General features: G+C 70.5%; 5 protein-coding genes. All 5 read left to right on the top strand.

Going from position 1 to position 18,694, the window contains the following annotated elements:
* Positions 1-54: 54 nt before the first annotated feature.
* The 5 genes from P0Y43_RS15940 to P0Y43_RS15920 are packed head-to-tail and all read left to right on the top strand — an operon-like array spanning position 55 to position 18,694.
* A complete protein-coding gene (locus tag P0Y43_RS15940) occupies positions 55-6,144 on the top strand; it encodes a non-ribosomal peptide synthetase (RefSeq protein WP_275638237.1) in 6,090 nt (2,029 codons plus the stop codon).
* Positions 6,141-7,367 (top strand): MFS transporter, encoded by a 1,227-nt coding sequence (locus P0Y43_RS15935; RefSeq protein WP_275638236.1) that lies wholly within the window; start codon positions 6,141-6,143, stop codon positions 7,365-7,367. Before P0Y43_RS15940 ends, P0Y43_RS15935 begins: the two co-directional genes overlap by 4 nt.
* Positions 7,354-16,830 (top strand): type I polyketide synthase, encoded by a 9,477-nt coding sequence (locus tag P0Y43_RS15930; protein WP_275638235.1) that lies wholly within the window; start codon positions 7,354-7,356, stop codon positions 16,828-16,830. The genes P0Y43_RS15935 and P0Y43_RS15930 overlap by 14 nt, the downstream gene beginning before the upstream one ends.
* Positions 16,827-17,936: a Gfo/Idh/MocA family oxidoreductase gene (locus P0Y43_RS15925; protein WP_275638234.1), complete on the top strand. Its 1,110-nt coding sequence runs from the start codon at positions 16,827-16,829 to the stop codon at positions 17,934-17,936. Before P0Y43_RS15930 ends, P0Y43_RS15925 begins: the two co-directional genes overlap by 4 nt.
* On the top strand, positions 17,933-18,694 hold the full coding sequence (locus P0Y43_RS15920) for a thioesterase II family protein (RefSeq protein WP_275638233.1): 762 nt from the start codon (positions 17,933-17,935) through the stop codon (positions 18,692-18,694). The genes P0Y43_RS15925 and P0Y43_RS15920 overlap by 4 nt, the downstream gene beginning before the upstream one ends.

Below are 18,694 nucleotides of genomic sequence, written 5' to 3'. Positions count from 1 at the left end.
GCGCGCCGCGCCGCTTCCGGCGTGGCCGAGCACCTGTCTGGATGGAGTCTCACCATGCACACATCGAACAGTAGCGCCCCGCCCTCACCCCAGGCCCTCGCCGTCGACCCGAACACCCTGGGCCAGGCGCTGGCCGACCAGTTGCGCCTGCCGCTGGCCGAACTGGCCGAGGACGCCAACCTGCTCAAGCTCGGGCTGGATTCGATGCACCTCATGGCCTGGCTCAACCGCTTCCGGCGCCAGGGCTACACACTCACCCTCAGCGCGCTGTACGAACAGCCGACCCTGGCCGGCTGGCGCGCCTTGCTGCACGGCAGCGCCACGGCAGCCATGCCCGCCTGCGCCGCCAGCCCCTTGCCCACCCTGCGCGACGGCCAGCCCTTCGCCTTGACCCCGGTGCAGCACGCCTACCTGGTGGGGCGCTCCAAGGAGCAACCGCTGGGGGGTGTGGGTTGCCACCTCTACCAGGAGTTCGACGGCCATGGCCTGAGCGCCGAACGGCTGGAACCGGCGATCCACCGGCTGATCGAGCGTCACCCGATGCTCAAGGTGCGCCTGCTCGCCCACGGCGCCCAGCAATGGCACCCGCACAGCGCCTGGCCCGGCCTACAGGTGCACAACCTGCGCGCGCTGGCGACCGCCGAGCGCGAGCAGCGCCTGCTCGGCTTGCGCGAACAGCTCGGCCACCGCCGCCTGCACGTCGAACGCGGCGAAACCTTCGACTTTCAACTCTGCCTGCTGCCCGAGGGCCGCCACCGCCTATTGGTCAACATCGACCTGCTGGTGACCGACGCCGCCAGCTTCAACCAGCTGTTCGAGGAACTGATCGCCTTGCTCACGGGCAAGCCCTTGCCCGCCGTGGCCGACGACTACGACTTCGCCAGCTACCTGGCCGACCTGCAACGCCGCGACCAGGGCCGCGAAGCCGCCGCCCGGGACTGGTGGCTGGCCCGCCTCGACGACCTGCCCTTGGCGCCGCAGTTGCCCCTGGCCAAGGAGCCGGAGCGCATCGACCCGGTGCGCATCAGCCGTCGCCGGGGCCAGCTCGACGCCCTCCAGTGGCAAGCGTTTCGCGAACATGCCGGACGCTGCGGGGTCACCCCGACCATGGCCCTGGTCACCCTGTTCAGCGCCGTGCTGGCGCGCTGGAGCGGCCAGCAGCGCCTGCTGATGAACCTGACCCTGTTCGACCGCCAGCCGCTGCACCCGGCCGTGGCCGGCATGATCGCCGACTTCACCAACATCCTGCCGCTGCCCGTGGCGTGCGCCGGGGCGAGCTTCGCCGAACTGGCCCAGGCCAACCAGCGCAGCTTCGCCGAGGCACACGAACACAGCGCGTGGTCGGGGGTGCAGGTATTGCGCGAGCTGAAAAAACGCCAGCGCCACCCCCACGGCGCGCCGCTGGTGTTCACCAGCAACCTGGGCCGCCCGTTGTTCGGCGAAGCCGACGTCGACAGCATCGGCGCGCTCGGCTGGGGCATCTCGCAAACCCCGCAGGTGTGGATCGACCACCTGGCCTTCGAGCACCAGGGCCAGGTCTACCTGCAATGGGACAGCAACCTGGCGCTGTTCCCCGATGGGCTGGTCGACACCCTGTTCGACACCTATTTCGCCCAGGTGCTGGCCCTGACCGAAGACGTCGCGCACTGGACCTGCGCCCTGCCCGAACTGATGCCCCAGGCCCAGCGCGAGGTGCGCGCGCAGGTCAACGCCACGGCCTGCCCACTGCCCACCGGGCTGTTGCACGAAGCGGTGTTCGCCCAGGCGCGGCGGGCCCCCCAGGCCATCGCCTTGCTCCAGGAGCAACGCCAACTGACCTTCGCCCAACTGGCCGACCAGGCCCGGCGCCTGGCCGGGGCGTTGCAGGTCCGCGGCGTGAGTGCTGGCGACACGGTGGCGGTGAGCATGGGCAAGGACATCGGCCAGGTCATCGCCGTGCTCGGCATCCTGCATGCCGGCGCCACCTACGTGCCAGTGCCACCCGACCAACCGCTGGCACGGCGTTTGGGCATCTATCGCGGCGCGGGGGTCAAGTGCGTGATCGGCAGTGCCAGCGAGCCGTGCGATGCCGGCATCGACGACCTGCTGCACTGGCAGGACGCGATCCTCGCCGAACCCCAGGCAACCCCCGTCGCCGTGTCGGCGCAACAGCCGGCGTACATCATCTACACCTCCGGCTCGACCGGTGAGCCCAAGGGCGTGGTGATCAGCCACCAGAGTGCGCTGAACACCTGCGTCGACATCAATCGCCGCCACGCGATCACTGCGAGCGACCGGGTGCTGGCGCTGTCGGCCCTGCACTTCGACCTGTCGGTGTACGACATCTTCGGCGTGCTGGCCGCGGGTGGCGCCATGGTGCTGGTCAACGAACAGCAACGCCGTGACCCGGCGCTGTGGTGCGAACTGATCGAACGCCACGGCATCACCCTGTGGAACAGCGTGCCGGCGCTGCTCGACATGCTCATCACCTACAGCGAAGGTTTCGCCCTGAACGCCCCGGGGCGCCTGCGCCTGGCGATGCTCTCCGGCGACTGGATCGGCCTCGACCTGCCCGCGCGCTACCATGCCTACCGCGCCGATGGCCGCTTCGTCGCCATGGGCGGGGCCACGGAAGCGGCGATCTGGTCGAATACCCTGACCGTTGCCGAAGTACCGGCGCATTGGCGCTCGATCCCCTATGGCACGCCGTTGGACAACCAGTGCTACCGGGTGGTCGACGACCTGGGCCGCGACTGCCCCGACTGGGTGCCGGGTGAGCTGTGGATCGGTGGCGTCGGGGTCGCCCAAGGCTATTTCAACGACCCCGAGCGCAGCGCGCGGCAGTTCGTCGAGGTGGCGGGCGAGCGTTGGTACCGCACCGGTGACCTGGGTTGCTACTGGCCGGACGGTACGCTGGAGTTCCTGGGCCGCCGTGACAAGCAGGTCAAGGTCGGCGGCTACCGTATCGAGCTGGGCGAGATCGATGCCGCGTTCAACCGTCTCGAAGGCGTGAAGAGCGCAATCACCACCACCGTGGGCGACCGTGAAAAAGCCCTGGTGGCCTTCGTCGTGCCCCAGGGCGACGCACTGTGCAGCCCCCTGCTCGGTGACCCACGCACGCCGGCCCGTTACCACGACTGGCTGGCCGCGCACGCGCTTGACGAAGACCACGCCAGCGACGCCCTCGTAGCCGACTTTCTCGCCCAGCACCTGCGCCTCAACGGCGTGGCCCTGCCCACCAGCGTCGACCACATCATCCAGACGTATGGCTGCGCGCCGCAATGGCAGGGGTTGATCGGCCGCTGGCTCGAGCTGCTCGCCACGCCGCCGGCAACACCGGCACCCGCCCAGGGCGAGCTGGCCGAGGCACTGAACGCTCATCACGAAGGCCTCGGTGCGATCCTGCGGGGCGAGCGCGACGCCCGCCTGCTGCTCGAACACCCCTTCTGGTCGCCCGAACACCTGCTGCTGCAAGGCCCCGAAAGCGATGTGGCGCTGGCGCAACTGGCCGCCAGCATCACGCGCCTCAGCCAACAGTTGCAGCGCCCGGTGCGCCTGCTGCAAACCGACGCGCGCAGCGGCCTGGTCGGTGCCCGCCTGCTGCGCGCGCTGCCAGCCGGCCAACTGCACTACACCGCCCTCGACACTTCGCCCAGCCTGGTTGCCAAGGCCCGCGAGCGTTTCGTCAGCAACCCCAGCGCCCAGGCCCTGCGCGACGACGACAGCGCGCTGGCGGAGTTGCTGCACAGCGCCGACCTGTTGCTGATCAACAACGCCCTGCACCGGCTGGACGACCCGCTCGCCACGCTGCAACGCTGGCTCAAGTACTGCGCGCCGGGCGCGGCGCTGTGCGTGTGGGAACTGGCGCGTGCCTCGCACCTGGCGTTGGTCAGCAGCGACCTGATCGAACAGGGCCGCAGCACCGCCGAGCGCCTGCGTGACAGCGCCCACTGGCAAGCGCTGCTGGCTCAGGCCGGCGCCACCCTGGAGCAAGCCGACCGCTTGGGCGACCTGCAACGCCTGGTGCTGCGCGCCCCAGACCGCGTGCTGCGCCCTGACCCCGGCAAGTTGACCCAAGCCCTGGCCAATGAGCTGCCCAGCTACATGATCCCGCAGCGCCTGCACTTTCTCGCTGCCCTGCCGTTGACCGCCAACGGCAAGGTCGACCACCAGGCCCTGGCCCAGCGCTGCAAACCTTCGCCAGCGACTCAAGCGCAGCCCCAGGCGCTCGACGGCGAGGCCGAGCACCTGCTGGCGCGGCTCTGGCAAGCGCTGCTGGCCTGCGGCCCTCTGCACCGCGACAGCCAGTTCTTCCAGTTGGGCGGCGACAGCCTGCTGGCCACCCGCTTGATCGGCGAGCTGGCCAGCCAGGGCTACCGCGCCCAGCTCGACGACCTGTTCAACTTTCCGTCCCTCGGTGCCTTCGCCGCCACCCTGGCCGCCGACCCTCACGCGACGCCCACCGCCCTGCGCCACGACCCCGCCAACCGCTACCAGCCGTTCGCGCTGAGCGACGTGCAACAGGCCTACTGGGTCGGCCGCCAGCCCGGCTTCGCCCTTGGCGGCGTGGGTGCGCACTTTTTCGTCGAATTCGAAGTCCAGGGCCTGGACCACGAACGCCTGAACGCCGCCTGGCAGCGCCTGATCGCACGCCACGACAGCCTGCGCGCGGTGGTGCGCGACGGCCAGTTGCAAGTGCTCGAACAGGTGCCAGCCTTCGTGCCGCGCCGCCACCGGGTCGAAGCGCTGCACGGCGAGGTCGCCCAAGCCCTGCGCGAGCGCCTGTCGCATCAAGTGCTGGACCCCGCCAGCTGGCCGCTGTTCGACGTGCAGGTGGTCGAGGCTGACGGCCCAGGCAGCCGCCTGTTCGTCAGCCTCGACAACCTGCTGCTCGACGGCCTGAGCATGCAGATTCTGCTGGCCGAACTGGAAGCCCTGTACGTGCAGCCCGCGCTCGAACTGCCGCCCATCGACATCGGTTTCCGCGACTACCAGGTGCTGTTGGCCAGCCAGCCGCCGTCCGCCTCGGCCCTGGCCTACTGGCAACGCCGCCTCGACCGCCTGCCCCCGGCTCCCGCCCTGCCGCTGCTGCGCGACCCGGCGAGTGTCGGCACGCCACGCTTCGTGCGCCTGGCGGAGCGCCTGCCGGCCGCCACCTGGGAGCGTCTCAAGGCCCGCGCCCAGCAGCATCAGCTGACCCCCTCGGGCCTGCTGCTGAGCGCCTTCGCCGCCGTACTGTCGGCCTGGAGCCGCGAGCGCGAGCTGACCCTCAACCTGACCCTGTTCGACCGCCAGCCCCTGCACCCGCACATCGACCAGGTACTGGGTGACTTCACCTCGCTGCTGCTGTTGGCCTGGCACCCCGCCGAGCAGTGGCTGGACAGTGCGCAAGGCCTGCAACAGCGGCTGTGGCGCGACCTCGGCCACCGCAGCCACTCGGCGATCCGGGTGATGCGCGAGCTGGCGGGCCGCCAGGGCCGGGCGGCCGCGCAGATGCCCGTGGTGTTCACCAGCGCGCTGGGCTTCGACAAGGGCCGGTTCCTGGCGCAATCGTCATGGCTCAAGCCCGTGTGGGGCATTTCGCAAACCCCGCAGACCTGGCTCGACCATCAGGTCTACGAGTCCGAGGGTGAGCTGTGCCTGAACTGGGATGCCGTTCAGGCGCTGTTCGACCCGGCCGTGCTGCAGGCGATGTTCGACCAGTACACCGCCCTGTTGCGTCAACTGGCCGAGCACCCCGAGGCGTGGTCGCAAGCGCTGGACAACCTGGTGCCGCGCAGCCGCCACGCACCTTCGCTGCCGCTGCCTGGCGCCACGGCGCCGGTTGCCGCGCCCGACCCGACGGCACTGGCCGACGAAGGGCTGATAGAACGCATTCGCCAGGCGTTCCACGAGGTGGTGGGCACACCGCTGCGCGACAGTCGACAGAACTTCTTCGACGCCGGGGCCAGCTCGCTGAAGCTGGTGCAACTGCACATTCGCCTGACCCAGTCGGGCCACCCGCACCTTCAGGTGACCGACGTGTTCGGCTACCCCAACGCCCACGCCCTGGCCCTGCACTTGCAACCGTCCGCCCACGCGCCCTCGAGCCTGGAGCCTTCGCGCCAGGCCCAGCGCGAACTGCGCACGGCCCGGCGCCTGCGGCGCGCCGGAGGTGAGGCATGAAGCGCTACCTGCCGTATTGGTGCTACTACCTGCACCAAGGCATGCTGACCGCGCTGATGCTGCAGGGCGTGGTCGGCTACTTCCGCTATCAGGGCCTGGACCTGGCCAGCCTGAGCCTGCTGTCGCTGACCTTCCTGCCCTGGCTCGGCAAGTTCCTCTGGGCGCCCTGGTGCGAGCGCCACAGCATGACCCTGCGCGGCAACCGCTTCCTCGGCAGCCTGGTGCTGCTGCAACTGGCGATGGCCGCGACCCTGCTGGTCATCGGTTGCCTGGCGCCGGAGCGGTCGCTCTACGCCATTCTCGGGGCCTTGATGCTGCTGGCGTCGCTGTCGGCCAGCCACGATATCTATGCCGACGGCATCACCATCACCACCTGCGATGCGACGCAACGGCCCTACGCCAATACCGCGCAGGTCGGCGGCAGCTACCTCGGTATCGTCTTCGGCTCGTTCGTGTTCCTGTTCCTGGCCGAACGCTGGGGCTGGCAGGCCGGGTTCTTCGGCATGGCCGGGCTGTCGTTGGCCCTGTTGCTGCCCGCGACCCTGCTGACACGCCCGCACACCCAGGCCCCGCCGCAACAGCGTCCACGCCTGGGCCTGGCCAGCATCGCCAGCCTGTGGCCCGCCCTGGCCCTGACCGCCCTCTACTACCTGGCCATGCGCGGGCTGATGGCCGTGCAGACCGTGCTGCTGCTCGACCAAGGCCTGGCATTGGTGGACCTTGGCCTGGCGAGCAGCGTCTACGGCATCCTCGCCAGCGGCATCGGCGTATGGCTCGGCGGCTGGCTGGCGCGGCGCCTGGGCACCTGGCGCGTGCTGCTGCCGGCCATGGCGCTGCACGCAGCCATCGCCTTGGCGGCGGCCGTTGGCGCCCGGTTGTACAGCCTCGATGCCTGGCTGGCGCTGTTCTTCCTGGTCAACGTCGCGGCGGCGATCAGCTTCGTGGTGCTCTACAACCTGCTGATGGGCGTGGTGCGCCCGCACCAGCCCGCCTCCGACTACGCCTTGCTGCAATCGGTCGATGCCTCGGTGGCCATGCTCGCCTCGATGGCGGCCCTGCAAGTCGCCCACCACGCCGGCTACCCGCTGCTGCTGGCAGGCCTGGCGACGATCGCCTGCCTGAGCCTGTGGCCCGCCTACCACCTGCGCCGACGCCTGGAACGCGGGCTCGCTGCGCACACGTCTACCCAGACTGCCCAAGAGGTTCTCAATGCTCACGTCTGACGCCTTCTACGGCACCAGCGAACCCATCGCCGTGGTTGGCCTGGCCTGCCGTTTCCCCGAAGCCCACGACAGCCATCAGTTCTGGCTCAACCTGCTGGCGGGGCGCGAATGCAGCCGCCGGTTCAGCCGTGACGAGCTGCTGGCCGCCGGGTTGGACCCGGCGCTGGTCGACCACCCGGATTTCGTCAATGTCGCCTCGACCGTCGAGCGGCCCGAGTACTTCGATGCCACGCTGTTCGGCTACTCACCGCAGGAAGCCGAGTCGATCGACCCGCAGCAGCGCCTGTTCCTGCAAACCGTCTGGCACGCCCTGGAGCACGCCGGCTTCGCCCCGCGCGAGGTGCCGCACAAGACCGGCGTGTTCGCCTCGGGGCGCCTGAGCACCTACCCCGGCCGCGAGGCCATCCGCGTCACCGAGGTCGCCCAGGTCAAGGGCCTGCAAGCGCTGATGGGCAACGACAAGGACTACCTGGCCAGCCGCGCCGCCTACAAGCTCAACCTGCGCGGCCCGGCGATCACCGTGCAGACCGCCTGCTCCAGCTCACTGGTGGCCGTGCACATGGCCTGCGAAAGCCTGCGCAGTGGCGAGTGCGCGATGGCCGTGGCCGGTGGCGTGGCAGTGTCGTTTCCGCAACAGGCCGGCTACCGCTACCAGCCGGGCATGATCTTCTCGCCAGACGGGCGCTGCCGCCCGTTCGACGCCGACGCCCAGGGCACTTTCGCCGGCAACGGCGTGGGTGCGGTGGTGCTGCGCCGGCTGGACGACGCGCTGCGCGACAACGACCCGATTCTCGCGGTGCTGCGCGCCAGCGCGATCAACAACGACGGCAGCCACAAGGTTGGCTACACCGCCCCTTCGGTGCTCGGCCAGCGCGAGGTGATCCGCGATGCGCTGCTGCTGGCCGATGTCGAGGCGGCCAGCATCGGCATGCTCGAGGCCCACGGCACCGGAACCCCACTGGGTGACCCGATCGAGCTGCAGGCCCTGCGCGAAGCGTTCGCCGAACGCAGCGACATCGGCGGCTGCGCGCTGGGCTCGGTCAAGGGCAACCTGGGCCACCTCGACACCGCGGCGGGCATCGCCAGCCTGATCAAGACCGTGCTTGCGGTGCGCCATGGCAAGATCCCGCCGTGCGTGCATTTCCAGCGCCCCAACCCCGCGCTCAAACTTGAGCAGAGCCCGTTCCACGTGCCGCGCGAGGCCCTGGACTGGCCTGCCGGGCCGCGTCGCGCCGGGGTCTCTTCGTTCGGCATCGGCGGCACCAATTGCCACATGATCGTCGAGGCGCTGCCCGAGCCGTTGCGCCCCACCCTCGCCACGCCCCGGGCCGATGCGCTGCTGCTCAGCGCCGCCAGCGAAGCGTCGCTGCGCCGCTTGGCGGGCGCCTACGCCGAACGTCTCGGCTCAGGCGATGCGCCCGCGCACCTGGCGCACACCGCGTTGCACGCGCGCCAGCTCGACTTGCCGCAGCGCCTGGCCGTACCGCTGCACGAGGAAACCGCCCACGCCCTGCAGGCCTATGCCCAAGGCAGCGACGATGCCCTGTTGCACGTAGGCCTGCGCCACGATGGCCAGCAGCTGTGGTTGTGCAGCGGCCAAGGCAGCCAGTGGGCGGGCATGGGCCTTGACCTTTACGGCGTCGCACCGGCTTTCACCCAGAGCCTGGACCGCGCCTTCGCCTGTGCGGCGGGCCACCTGGACCCGCCCCTGCGCGAGGTGATGTTCGGCGAGCACGGCGCGCTGATCGACCGCATGGACTACGCCCAACCGGCCATCGTCGCCTTCACCGTGGCCATGGCCGCGCACTGGCGCGAGCAGGGCCTGAGCCCAGACCTGCTGATCGGCCACTCGGTGGGTGAGTTCGCCGCCTGCGTGATCGCCGGCCACTACCCCTTGGAAACGCTGCTGCCGCTGGTCATTCGCCGCGGCCAGCTGATGCACCAGAGCGGTGCCGACGGGCGCATGCTCGCGGTGTTCTGCACCCCGGCGCGGCTTGCCCCGTTGGCCGAGGCGCACGGCGTGGAAGTCGCCGTGTACAACGCCGAGGAGCACCTGGTGGCCTCGGGCGCCGCCCCCGCCATCGAAGCGTTGGCCCAGGCCCTGCAAGCCCGGCAGATCCGCTGCACGCCCTTGGGCGTGGCGGGCGCCGCGCACTCCCGGCTGCTCGAGCCGATCCTCGATGCCTGGCAGCACGCCTGTGCCTCCTTGCAGGCGGCCCCCGGCAAGACACCGGTGATCTCCACCCTCACCGGCCAGGTGCTGGCCCTGGAAACACTGGACCAGGCCGATTACTGGCGCCGCCACCTGCGCGAGCCTGTGCGCTTCCATCAAGCACTGCAAGCGGCGCTCGACCAGGGTATCGGCGTGGCGCTGGAAGTCGGTGCCGACGCGCCGCTCGCCAGCATCGGCAAGCGCAGCTTCCCCACGCGCTGCGCGTGGGTCGCCAGCGCTCGTCGCCACAAGGCCAGCACCGAGCTTCAACGCGAAGCCTTGCTCAAACTGTTCGCCGCCGGGCTGAACCTCGACTGGCGCAGCCTGCTGCCCAGCCGTGGCCTGCGCGGCGACGCGCCGCTTTACCCTTTCGACGAGCAACGCTATTGGTGTGCCGCCGCCCCTACCCAGGCAGCGCCCGCCCCGACCCAGGACTTGCTGCTGCAAGGCGGGCGTCTGGTCATCGAGCGTGAGGCCGCCGCCCTCGACCTGCCGCGCCTGGAGCGCCTGTATCGCTGCGTCACCGAGCTGCATGGCCTGTACGTCGATAAACTGGTGCGCCAGTGCGTGGGCGACGCGATCGACCACGGCGTGACCGCGTTGCAGGTCTTGCGCGGCGGGCGCTTGCTGCCGCGCCACCGGCAATTGCTCGAACGCCTGCTGCGCGCCTGCGCCGAGGACGGCTACTACCGCCTCGAGCACGATCGCTACCACAGCGCCGAAGCACTGCCGCACGCCCGCCATGCCGCGCTGCTCGTTGAGCTGCGCGGCTGCTGCGAAGGCCTGGAGGTGATTGCCGATACCGTCGAGCGTGCCGGTGAGCAGTTGTTCGCGATGATGAGCGGCAGCGTCGAGCCGGTGGCGGTGATCTTCCCGCAAAGCGCATCCAGCGGCGTCGAGGTGCTGTACCAGCAGTTCAGCTATGGCCGCTACTTCAACCAGATCGCCGCTGGCGTGGTGGCCGGCCTGGTGCGCCAGAAGCAGCAGGCCGGCGGCGCGCCGCTGCGCATCCTGGAAGTGGGTGGCGGCACGGGTGGCACCACCGCCTGGCTGCTGCCCGAACTGGCAGAGGTTGCCGACGTGCGCTATTGCTTCACCGACATCTCGCCGCTGTTCAGCCGCCGCGCACAAGAGAAGTTCGGCGCCTTCGATTTCGTCGAGTACCAACAGTTCGACCTGCACAAGCCTGCCGCCGAGCAAGGTTTCAGCGACGGTCACTACGATTTGATCGTGGCGGCCAACGTCATCCACGCCACTCAGCACATCGGCGACACGCTGGGCAACCTGCGCCCGCTGCTCAAACCCGGCGGCGCGCTGTTGATGCGCGAGATCACCCGGCCGATGCGCCTGTTCGACTTCGTCTTCGGGCCGCTGGTGCTGCCTCTGCACGACCAAGCCGCCCGGGGCGGCGAGCTGTTCCTGTCCACCGCGCACTGGCAGCGCCAGTGCCTGGAAAGCGGCTTCGAGCGTGTCGACTGGCTGCCCGACGATGGCACGCCAACCGCGCGCATCAGCGAGCACATCCTGCTGGCCCGCACCGCCGTCGCGGCGGCGACCACCGGTCTGGTCGGCCATGACAGCGGCAGCGCGCTGCTCGGCCGCCAGTTGGGCGAGCACCGCTACCAGGCCGACTGGCGCGATTGCCAGGGCGATAGCGTGCGCTGGCAGCGGCGCCTGGGCGAACTGTGTGCCGCGCTGACCGCCCGTCATGGCGATACCCGGCGCCCCCCCGTGTTCACCGAGGCACCGCCACTGCCGGCACGACTCGACGCCCTCGGCATCGAATGGCGCGCGGGCGCCTTCGGTGCGGCGCAGGTCGCCTTGAGCCAACGCGACGACGAAGGCCACTGGCGCCTGCTCGCCCAGACCGGCCCCGCCCACGGCGCACTGCCCCGTCTGCAAGCCGCGCCAGACACGCACTACCAATGGCACTGGCGCGCCCTGCCTGGCGCCGGCAGCGCCCCGCTCGCCCTGCGTGTCGAACCGCCACAGGCCCGCGAAGCGTTGGCGGCGGCGGGTATCGCGCACCACCCCGAGGCGCAGGCTTGCCTGCTGGTGGTGGAAGCGGCTGAACTGAGTGAAATGGCCACCCAGGTGCTCGACGCGCTGGGCCGTGATCGCCAGCAACCTTTGCTGGTGGTCACCCGGGGTGCCTGGCCCTTGGCCGCGAGCGACGCCGTAGCCCCCGAGCAGCGCGCCTTGTGGGGCCTGCTGCGGGTCGCCAGTGCAGAACAGCCCAACCGAGCGCTGGCGATCATCGACCTGGCGCAGCAGGCCCCCTGGCAAGCGCTGCTGCCTGGCCTAGGCGCCGCCCAGGCGGGGGAACGCTGGATCGCCGTGCGCGATGGCGTGGCCCAGGTGCAGGCCTTGGTGCCGCACGCCCATGCCGCTGCCGCGTTGCCTGCGGCCAGCCTGGCGTTGCCGGGCTGGCACCTGGTGACCGGGGCCTTTGGCGGCCTGGGCCGTCTCAGCGCGGCATGGCTTGCGCAACAGGGCGCGCGGCGCATCGCCTTGCTCGCGCCACGCCGCAGCGCGCAGGCCGAGCAGTGGCAGGCGCACTTCGCGCAAACCTGCGGCATCGAGGTGCGCTGGCTGGCCTGCGACGTCAGCGAACCGGCCGCACTGGCCGACGCCCTCGACAGCCTGCGCCGCGAAGGTGGCCTGGCCGGCGCGATCCATTGCGCCGCGCGGCTCGACGACACACCGCTGGCCAACCTCGACGCCGGGCGCCTGGGTCCGCTGCTGCAGGTCAAGTGCCAGGCCGCGCGCCAGTTGCAGGCTGCCCTGCAGGAAGGTGGCCGTTACCTGCTGCTGTACTCCTCCGCCGCCGCCAGCCTCGGCGCGCCGGGCCAGGGCGCCCATGCCTTGGCCAGCGCCTACCTCGACGGTTTGGCCGATACCCAGGCGCACGGTGCGCTGCGCACCCTGAGCATCGCCTGGGGCGCCTGGGGCGAAGTCGGCCGCGCCGCCGACGATGGCCTGCACGCCAAGCTGGCCCAGGCCGGCATGGGCACGCTGAGCACCGCCGAAGGGCTGTGGCACCTGGAGCAAGCCGTGGTGCGCGGCGCCCCCTGGCACCTGGCGATGCGCATCGAGCCGCAGCGGATCGACCCGTCGCGCAAGCTGTTCGCGCCCACCCCAAGCGCTGCCGCGTCCCCACACCCCACGGCACCTCGAATGGCCGAGCGCCTTCCCGCCCCCACGCTCACCGGCGACCCGGGCAGCGACCGCGAGGCCCTGCACGCCTGGCTCACGGCATCGATTCGCAGCCAACTGCGCCTGAGCGCCGAGCAGCCGCTGGCCGCGACCCAGGACTTGATGCAACGAGGCCTGGACTCGCTGCTGTTCCTCGAACTGAGCAGCACCATCCAGCGCGAGCTGGGCGTGCGCCTGGACGCCGAACGCGCTTATCGCGACCTGAGCATCCAGGGCCTGGCCAGCCTGCTGCTAGACACCGCGCCCACGGCGACAACGCGCCACCCCAGCGACCTGCAACCGAACCCAGCCGAGCGCTACGAACCCTTCCCGCTGACGCCGATCCAACACGCCTACTGGCTGGGCCGCACCGACCTGATCGACTACGGCGGGGTGGCCTGCCATGTGCTTTTCGAGTGGGACAAAGCGCTCGCCAGCTTCGACCTGGCGCGCTTCGAGCAGGCCTGGAACGCGCTGATCGCTCGCCACGACATGCTGCGCATGGTGGTCGACAGCGACGGTCGACAGCGCATTCTGGAGAACACCCCCTGGTACCAGTTGCCCCGCACCGACCTGCGTGGCCTCACCCCGCAGGCGCGTGAGCAACGCCTGGCGCACATCCGCGAGCAGATGTCCTACCGCGTGCCGCCCACCGACCGCTGGCCGCTGTTCGAAGTCACCGTCAGCGAACTGGACGACGGGCTGTGCCGCCTGCACATGAACCTCGACCTGCTGCTGTTCGACGTGCAGAGCTTCAAGGTGATGATGGATGACCTGGCACGGGCCTATGCCGGCGAGCGTCTCGAGCCCCTGCAACTGACCTTCCGTGACTACGTGATGGCCGAGCTCGCCCAGCGCGAGGGTGCCCAATGGCGCCAGGCCTGGCGCTTCTGGATGGACACCCTGGACTACCTGCCCGGTGCCCCCGAGCTGCCCATGGCCCAGGCGCCGGTCAACGGCCAGCCGCGCTTCCACACCTTGCAGGCCAGCCTCGACACCGCGCGCTGGAGCCGCCTGAAACGCCAGTGCCAAGACCTCGGCATCACCGCTTCGACCGCGTTGCTGACGCTGTTCGCCCATACCCTGGAAAGCGTAAGCCGCACGCCGGACTTCACCCTCAACCTCACTTACTTCAACCGCCGCCCGCTGCACCCGCAGGTGCAGCAGTTGATCGGCGACTTCACCTCGGTGCTGCTGGTCGACTTCCAGCTCGGCCGCGGCGCCAGCCTGCGCGAGCTGATGCAAGCGACCCAGGCGCGCCTGTGGCAGCGCCTGGCGCACACCGCGGTCAATGGCGTGGAGCTGATGCGCGAGCTGGGCCGGCGTCGTGGCCAGTCGCGCCAGCCGGCGATGCCGGTGGTTTTCACCAGCATGCTCGGCATGTCGCTGGAAGGCCAGGCCATCGACCAGGCCATGACCGCCACGCTGGGCGACCCGGTGCACGTGTTCACGCAAACGCCGCAGGTTTGGCTCGACCACCAGGTGATGGAAATCGACGGTGAGCTGGTGTTCAGCTGGTATTGCATGCGCGATGTGCTGGCCGACGGGGTCGAGCAGCGCCTGTTCGACGCCTACCGGCAGTTGCTTGAGGCCCTGGCCGACCAGCCGCAGGCCTTCGACAGCCTGCCGGCGCTGCCACGCCACGACTGGTCCGTGCACCTGGACGGCGAGCCACTGGACGTGCAGGCCTTGGAGGCCAGCCTGCGCCAGGTGCCAGGCGTGCTGGGCGCGCGCATCGACATCGACCGTGGCCAGTGCCGTCTGCTGGGCAACCTGCTCGCCGCGCCGCCACGCGACCAGAGCGACAGCCCAGCGGCCGTCTCGCCGCTGGCCGACAGCGACCTGCCGGGGCTGGACGCCTCCGAGCGCGAGGAAGTGCAGCAAACCTGGGCCGCCCTGGAGCAACGCGCGCGCGAGGGCGTGATCGCTACCTTGCGTGAGCACGGGCTGTTCACCGCCGCCGGGCAGGCCCACGACCTGCCCCAGGTCATGGCCCGCCTCGGCGCGCTGCCGCGCTTTAGCGGCCTGGTGCGGCGTTGGCTGGCATTGCTGTGCGACGAAGGCCTGGTGCGTCGGCAGGCGCAGGATTATGTCAGCGTGCGTGCGCTACCCGAACCTGCGCACGCCCTCGCCCCGCTGCCTGCCGCACCCTGGAGCCAGACCCTGGGCGATTACCTGCGCACCTGCATCGGCCTGCACGGTGAGTTGTTTCGCGGCGAGCGCTCGGCACTGGGCCTGCTCTTCGCAGGCGACGACCGCGTGGTGCGGGCCTTCTACAGCGAGAACCCGGTGCTGCGCTGCCTGAACCGCAGCGTGACCCAGGCGGCGCTGGCGCTCGCCGAAGGCCGCCGCGACCTGCGCGTGCTGGAAGTCGGTGCCGGCACGGGCGCCACCACCGCCGAGTTGCTGCCCGCGCTGGAACGTCACCTGCGTGAATACCGCTTCACCGACATCTCCAAGCTGTTCCTGGAGCAAGCGCGCGAGCGTTTCGCCGCCTGGCCCGCGTTCAGCGCCTCGGAACTGGACCTGAACCGGCCCATCGACCACGAGCAGCACCCAGGTTATGACCTGATCGTCGCGGTCAACGTCCTGCACGACGTGGTCAACGTGCCGCGCAGCCTCAGGCGCCTGCATGGCCTGCTGCGCGAGGGCGGGCACCTGTTGCTGGTGGAAGCCACCGAGCGCGACAGCGCCTTGCAGTTGGCGAGCATCGGCTTCATCGAGAACCTCAGCGACTTCGAAGATGCCCGCGCGGACGACGGCAAGGCCATGCTCGACCTGCCGCGCTGGCGCGAAGCCGTGCAACGCGCGGGGTTCAGCTGGGTGCTGAACTGGCCGCGGCAGGCCGACGACAGCATGCGCCAGCACTTCATGCTGGCCCGCGCCGAAGCCCCCGCGCACCTTGACCTGCCGGCGCTGGCCGAGCGTCTCGGCACCGGCAAGGCGGGCTGGCCACTGCGCCTGCGCCTGGTCGAGCAGGGCCAGGCGCAACGCATCGAGCCGGCGGCTACCGCTGCGACGGCGCCCCCGCGCAGCGCCGCTGTTGCCCCCGCCTTGCTCCGCCAGGTGGGAGAACTGTGGCACGAACTGCTCGGCCAGCCGGTGCACGAAGCCAGTGACTTCTTCGCCTGCGGCGGCGACAGCCTGATCGCCACGCGCATGATCGCCCGCCTCAACCGCCTGGGGTATGGCGGCAGCAGCTTGCGTAGCCTGTTCGACCACCCGCGCCTGGGCGATTTCTGCGCGACCCTGGCGCCCGCCAACGCGCCGCAGGACGACAACCCGCTGGCCCTGGCCCGGGGCCCGCACCCACAAAGCCTGTTCGTGTTCCACGCCTCCGATGGCGACATCAGCGCGTACCTGCCACTGGCGCGTGGGCTTGGCCTGCAAGTCTTTGGCCTGCAAGCCGACCCTGGACAGCCCGCCGCCTCGCTCGAGGCCCTTGCCCAGCGCTATGTGCAGGCGGTCCGTCGGCAGCAGCCACAAGGCCCGTACCTGCTGTTGGGCTGGTCGTATGGCAGTTTCCTCGCCGAGGCCGCCGCGCACCTGTTGCACGGTGCCGGCGAAGCCGTGCGCCTGGTGCTGCTGGACCCCGTCTGCCGCGCCGACTTCCAGTTCAGCCAGCGCGCCGAGCTGCTGCGTCTGATGGCCCAGGGGGCCAACCCGCTGCCCTTGCCCGAGGACTTCGAACAACGGAGCGAGGCGCAACAGCTGGCGACCTTCATCGAACTCGCCGTGCAGGCAGGCCTGCTCAAGCAGGCACCCGCCCCCGCCCAGGCCGAGGCGTGGCTGGCGCACATCGAACACCTGTTGCGCCTGCTCGCCGAGCACCGCCAGCCGCGCGCATTGGCGCTGCCGTGCCTGTGGCTGGAGGCCGGGCAGCGCCCCGCGCACTGGTGCGCCGCCGAACAGGACTGGGCCGCCTGGGCCACCCAGGCGCAGCGCCAGCGCCTGGCGTGCGGCCACTGGCAGTTGCTGCTCGACGACCAGCACCTGCCACACACCTGCCAGACCATCGCGGCGTGGATCGCCGCCACTGAAGAGGTTCGCCCATGACACATGCCGTTAAGCCCAACGCTCCCTTGAAGGTCCTGGTGGTCGGGGCCAAGTTCGGCGAGCTGTACTTGAACAGCTTCCTGGTCGAACAGCCCGGCCTGCAACTGGCCGGGCTGCTGGCCAACGGCAGCCCGCGCGCCCGGGCCCTGGCCAACGCCTTCGGCATCCCGCTGTACACCGCCATCGAGCAACTGCCGGGCGACCTGGACATCGCCTGTGTGGTGGTGCGCTCGGCGGTGGTCGGCGGTGCCGGGGGCGAACGGGTCGAGCAACTGCTGCGACGCGGCCTGCATGTGGTGCAGGAGCACCCCGTGCACCCCGACGAAATCGCCCGTCACCAGGCGCTGGCCCAGGCCCAGGGGCGCCTGTACCTGGTCAACGGCTTCTACCCGCACACCCCGGCCGGGCGTTGCTGGGTCGATACGGCCCGGCGTGTCCGCGCCCTGCTCGGTGGCAGCTCGCCGAGCCTTGCGCAACTGACCACCAGCCGCCAGTTGCTCTACTCCAGCCTAGACCTGCTGCTGCAAGCCCTGGGTGATGACGGGCAGGCGCCCGCGCCGGTCAGCCTGGCGCAGCGCGATGCGGACTTCGACACGCTGGCCCTGGCGCTGCCCGGTCAGACCGTGTTGTTGCGCCTGCAACGCTGGATGAGCGCGGACGACCCGGACCTGCACAGCCTGGTGATGCACCAGATGACCCTGGGTTGGCCCAACGGCTACCTGTCGCTGGACGCCAGCCACGGCCCGGTCAACTGGACACCGGCGCTGCACGCCGACAGCCACGCCGATGACCGCCAGACCCTCTACGCCAGCCTCGGCGGCTACCAGGACCGCCCCACCGCCACGCCGCTGCTGCCGGCCGCGCGTGACTGGCGCAGTGCCCACGAGGTGGAGGGGCCGGCAGGCGTGGCCTGGCTGCTGCAGCGCCTGCGTGAGCACGTCGAACACGCCAAGCCACTGCCGTCGGGGCTGGACGGCGGCTACCAACTGGCCCTGGCGCGGCTGTGGCAGGACGTGCTGCGCTGCGCGGGGCCCGCCGAGCAGCGCCAGGTGCCGGCGCCACGGCCACTGGACCTCGACCTGCTGCGTGGGGAGGCAGCGGTATGACCGTGCTGCGCCCCTGCCTGCGTGCCGAGCAGGCCGAAGCGCACCTGCTGCTGTGCCCGTTCGCGGGCGGCAGCGGCGGCGCCTTCCACGGCTGGCGCGGCCTGGAGCACCTTGGGCTGGACCTCACCCTGGCGATCTACCCGGGCCGCGACCAGCGCATGCACGAGCCTTGCGCGCGCCAGGTATGGCCGCTGGCCGAGCAACTGGCCGAGACGATCCTGGCCTTGCCCGCCACCGATGTGCCGTTGTTGCTGGCCGGCCACAGCATGGGCGCGCAGGTGGCCTTCGAGACCTGCCTGCTGCTGGAGCAGGCCGGCGCGCCGCCGGACGGCCTGGTGCTGTCGGCGTGCCACGCGCCGCACCTGACGGGCCGGCGCCTGCTCAGCCACCTGGACGACACGCGATTCATCGAGCAGTTGGTGGCCATCGGCGGGTGCAGCGAAACCCTGCGCCAGGACGCCGCGCTGCTGCAGGTGTTCATGCCGCTGCTGCGCGCCGACTTCCAGGCCACCGAGGGCTACCACCGCGCGCTGCAACCGGGGCGCCCGAACGTGCGCACCCCGACCCTGCTGCTGCACGGCAGCCACGATGCCGAGGCCAGCGCCGACGAGGTCGCCGCTTGGGCCCATTGGCTGGATGGCCCTTGGCAGCAACAGGCCGTCGCGGGCGATCACTTCTACCTGACCCAGCGTCCCCGTGCCTTCGCCTCGCACCTGCACACCTTCATCGATCACAGCATCCGCCTTTTCCAACCTTGA

The organism is Pseudomonas entomophila, from assembly GCF_029193575.1.
GTDB classification, from domain to species: Bacteria; Pseudomonadota; Gammaproteobacteria; order Pseudomonadales; family Pseudomonadaceae; genus Aquipseudomonas; species Aquipseudomonas entomophila_G.
Note: the sequence above shows the minus strand (reverse complement) of the source record. Positions and strands in the feature narration are given on the sequence as shown.

Excerpts from the sequence above, each read along its gene's own strand:
- P0Y43_RS15940 (WP_275638237.1), top strand. The coding sequence starts at position 55 with ATGCACACATCGAACAGTAGCGCCCCGCCCTCACCCCAGGCCCTCGCC.
- P0Y43_RS15935 (WP_275638236.1), top strand. The coding sequence starts at position 6,141 with ATGAAGCGCTACCTGCCGTATTGGTGCTACTACCTGCACCAAGGCATG.
- P0Y43_RS15930 (WP_275638235.1), top strand. The coding sequence starts at position 7,354 with ATGCTCACGTCTGACGCCTTCTACGGCACCAGCGAACCCATCGCCGTG.
- P0Y43_RS15925 (WP_275638234.1), top strand. The coding sequence starts at position 16,827 with ATGACACATGCCGTTAAGCCCAACGCTCCCTTGAAGGTCCTGGTGGTC.
- P0Y43_RS15920 (WP_275638233.1), top strand. The coding sequence starts at position 17,933 with ATGACCGTGCTGCGCCCCTGCCTGCGTGCCGAGCAGGCCGAAGCGCAC.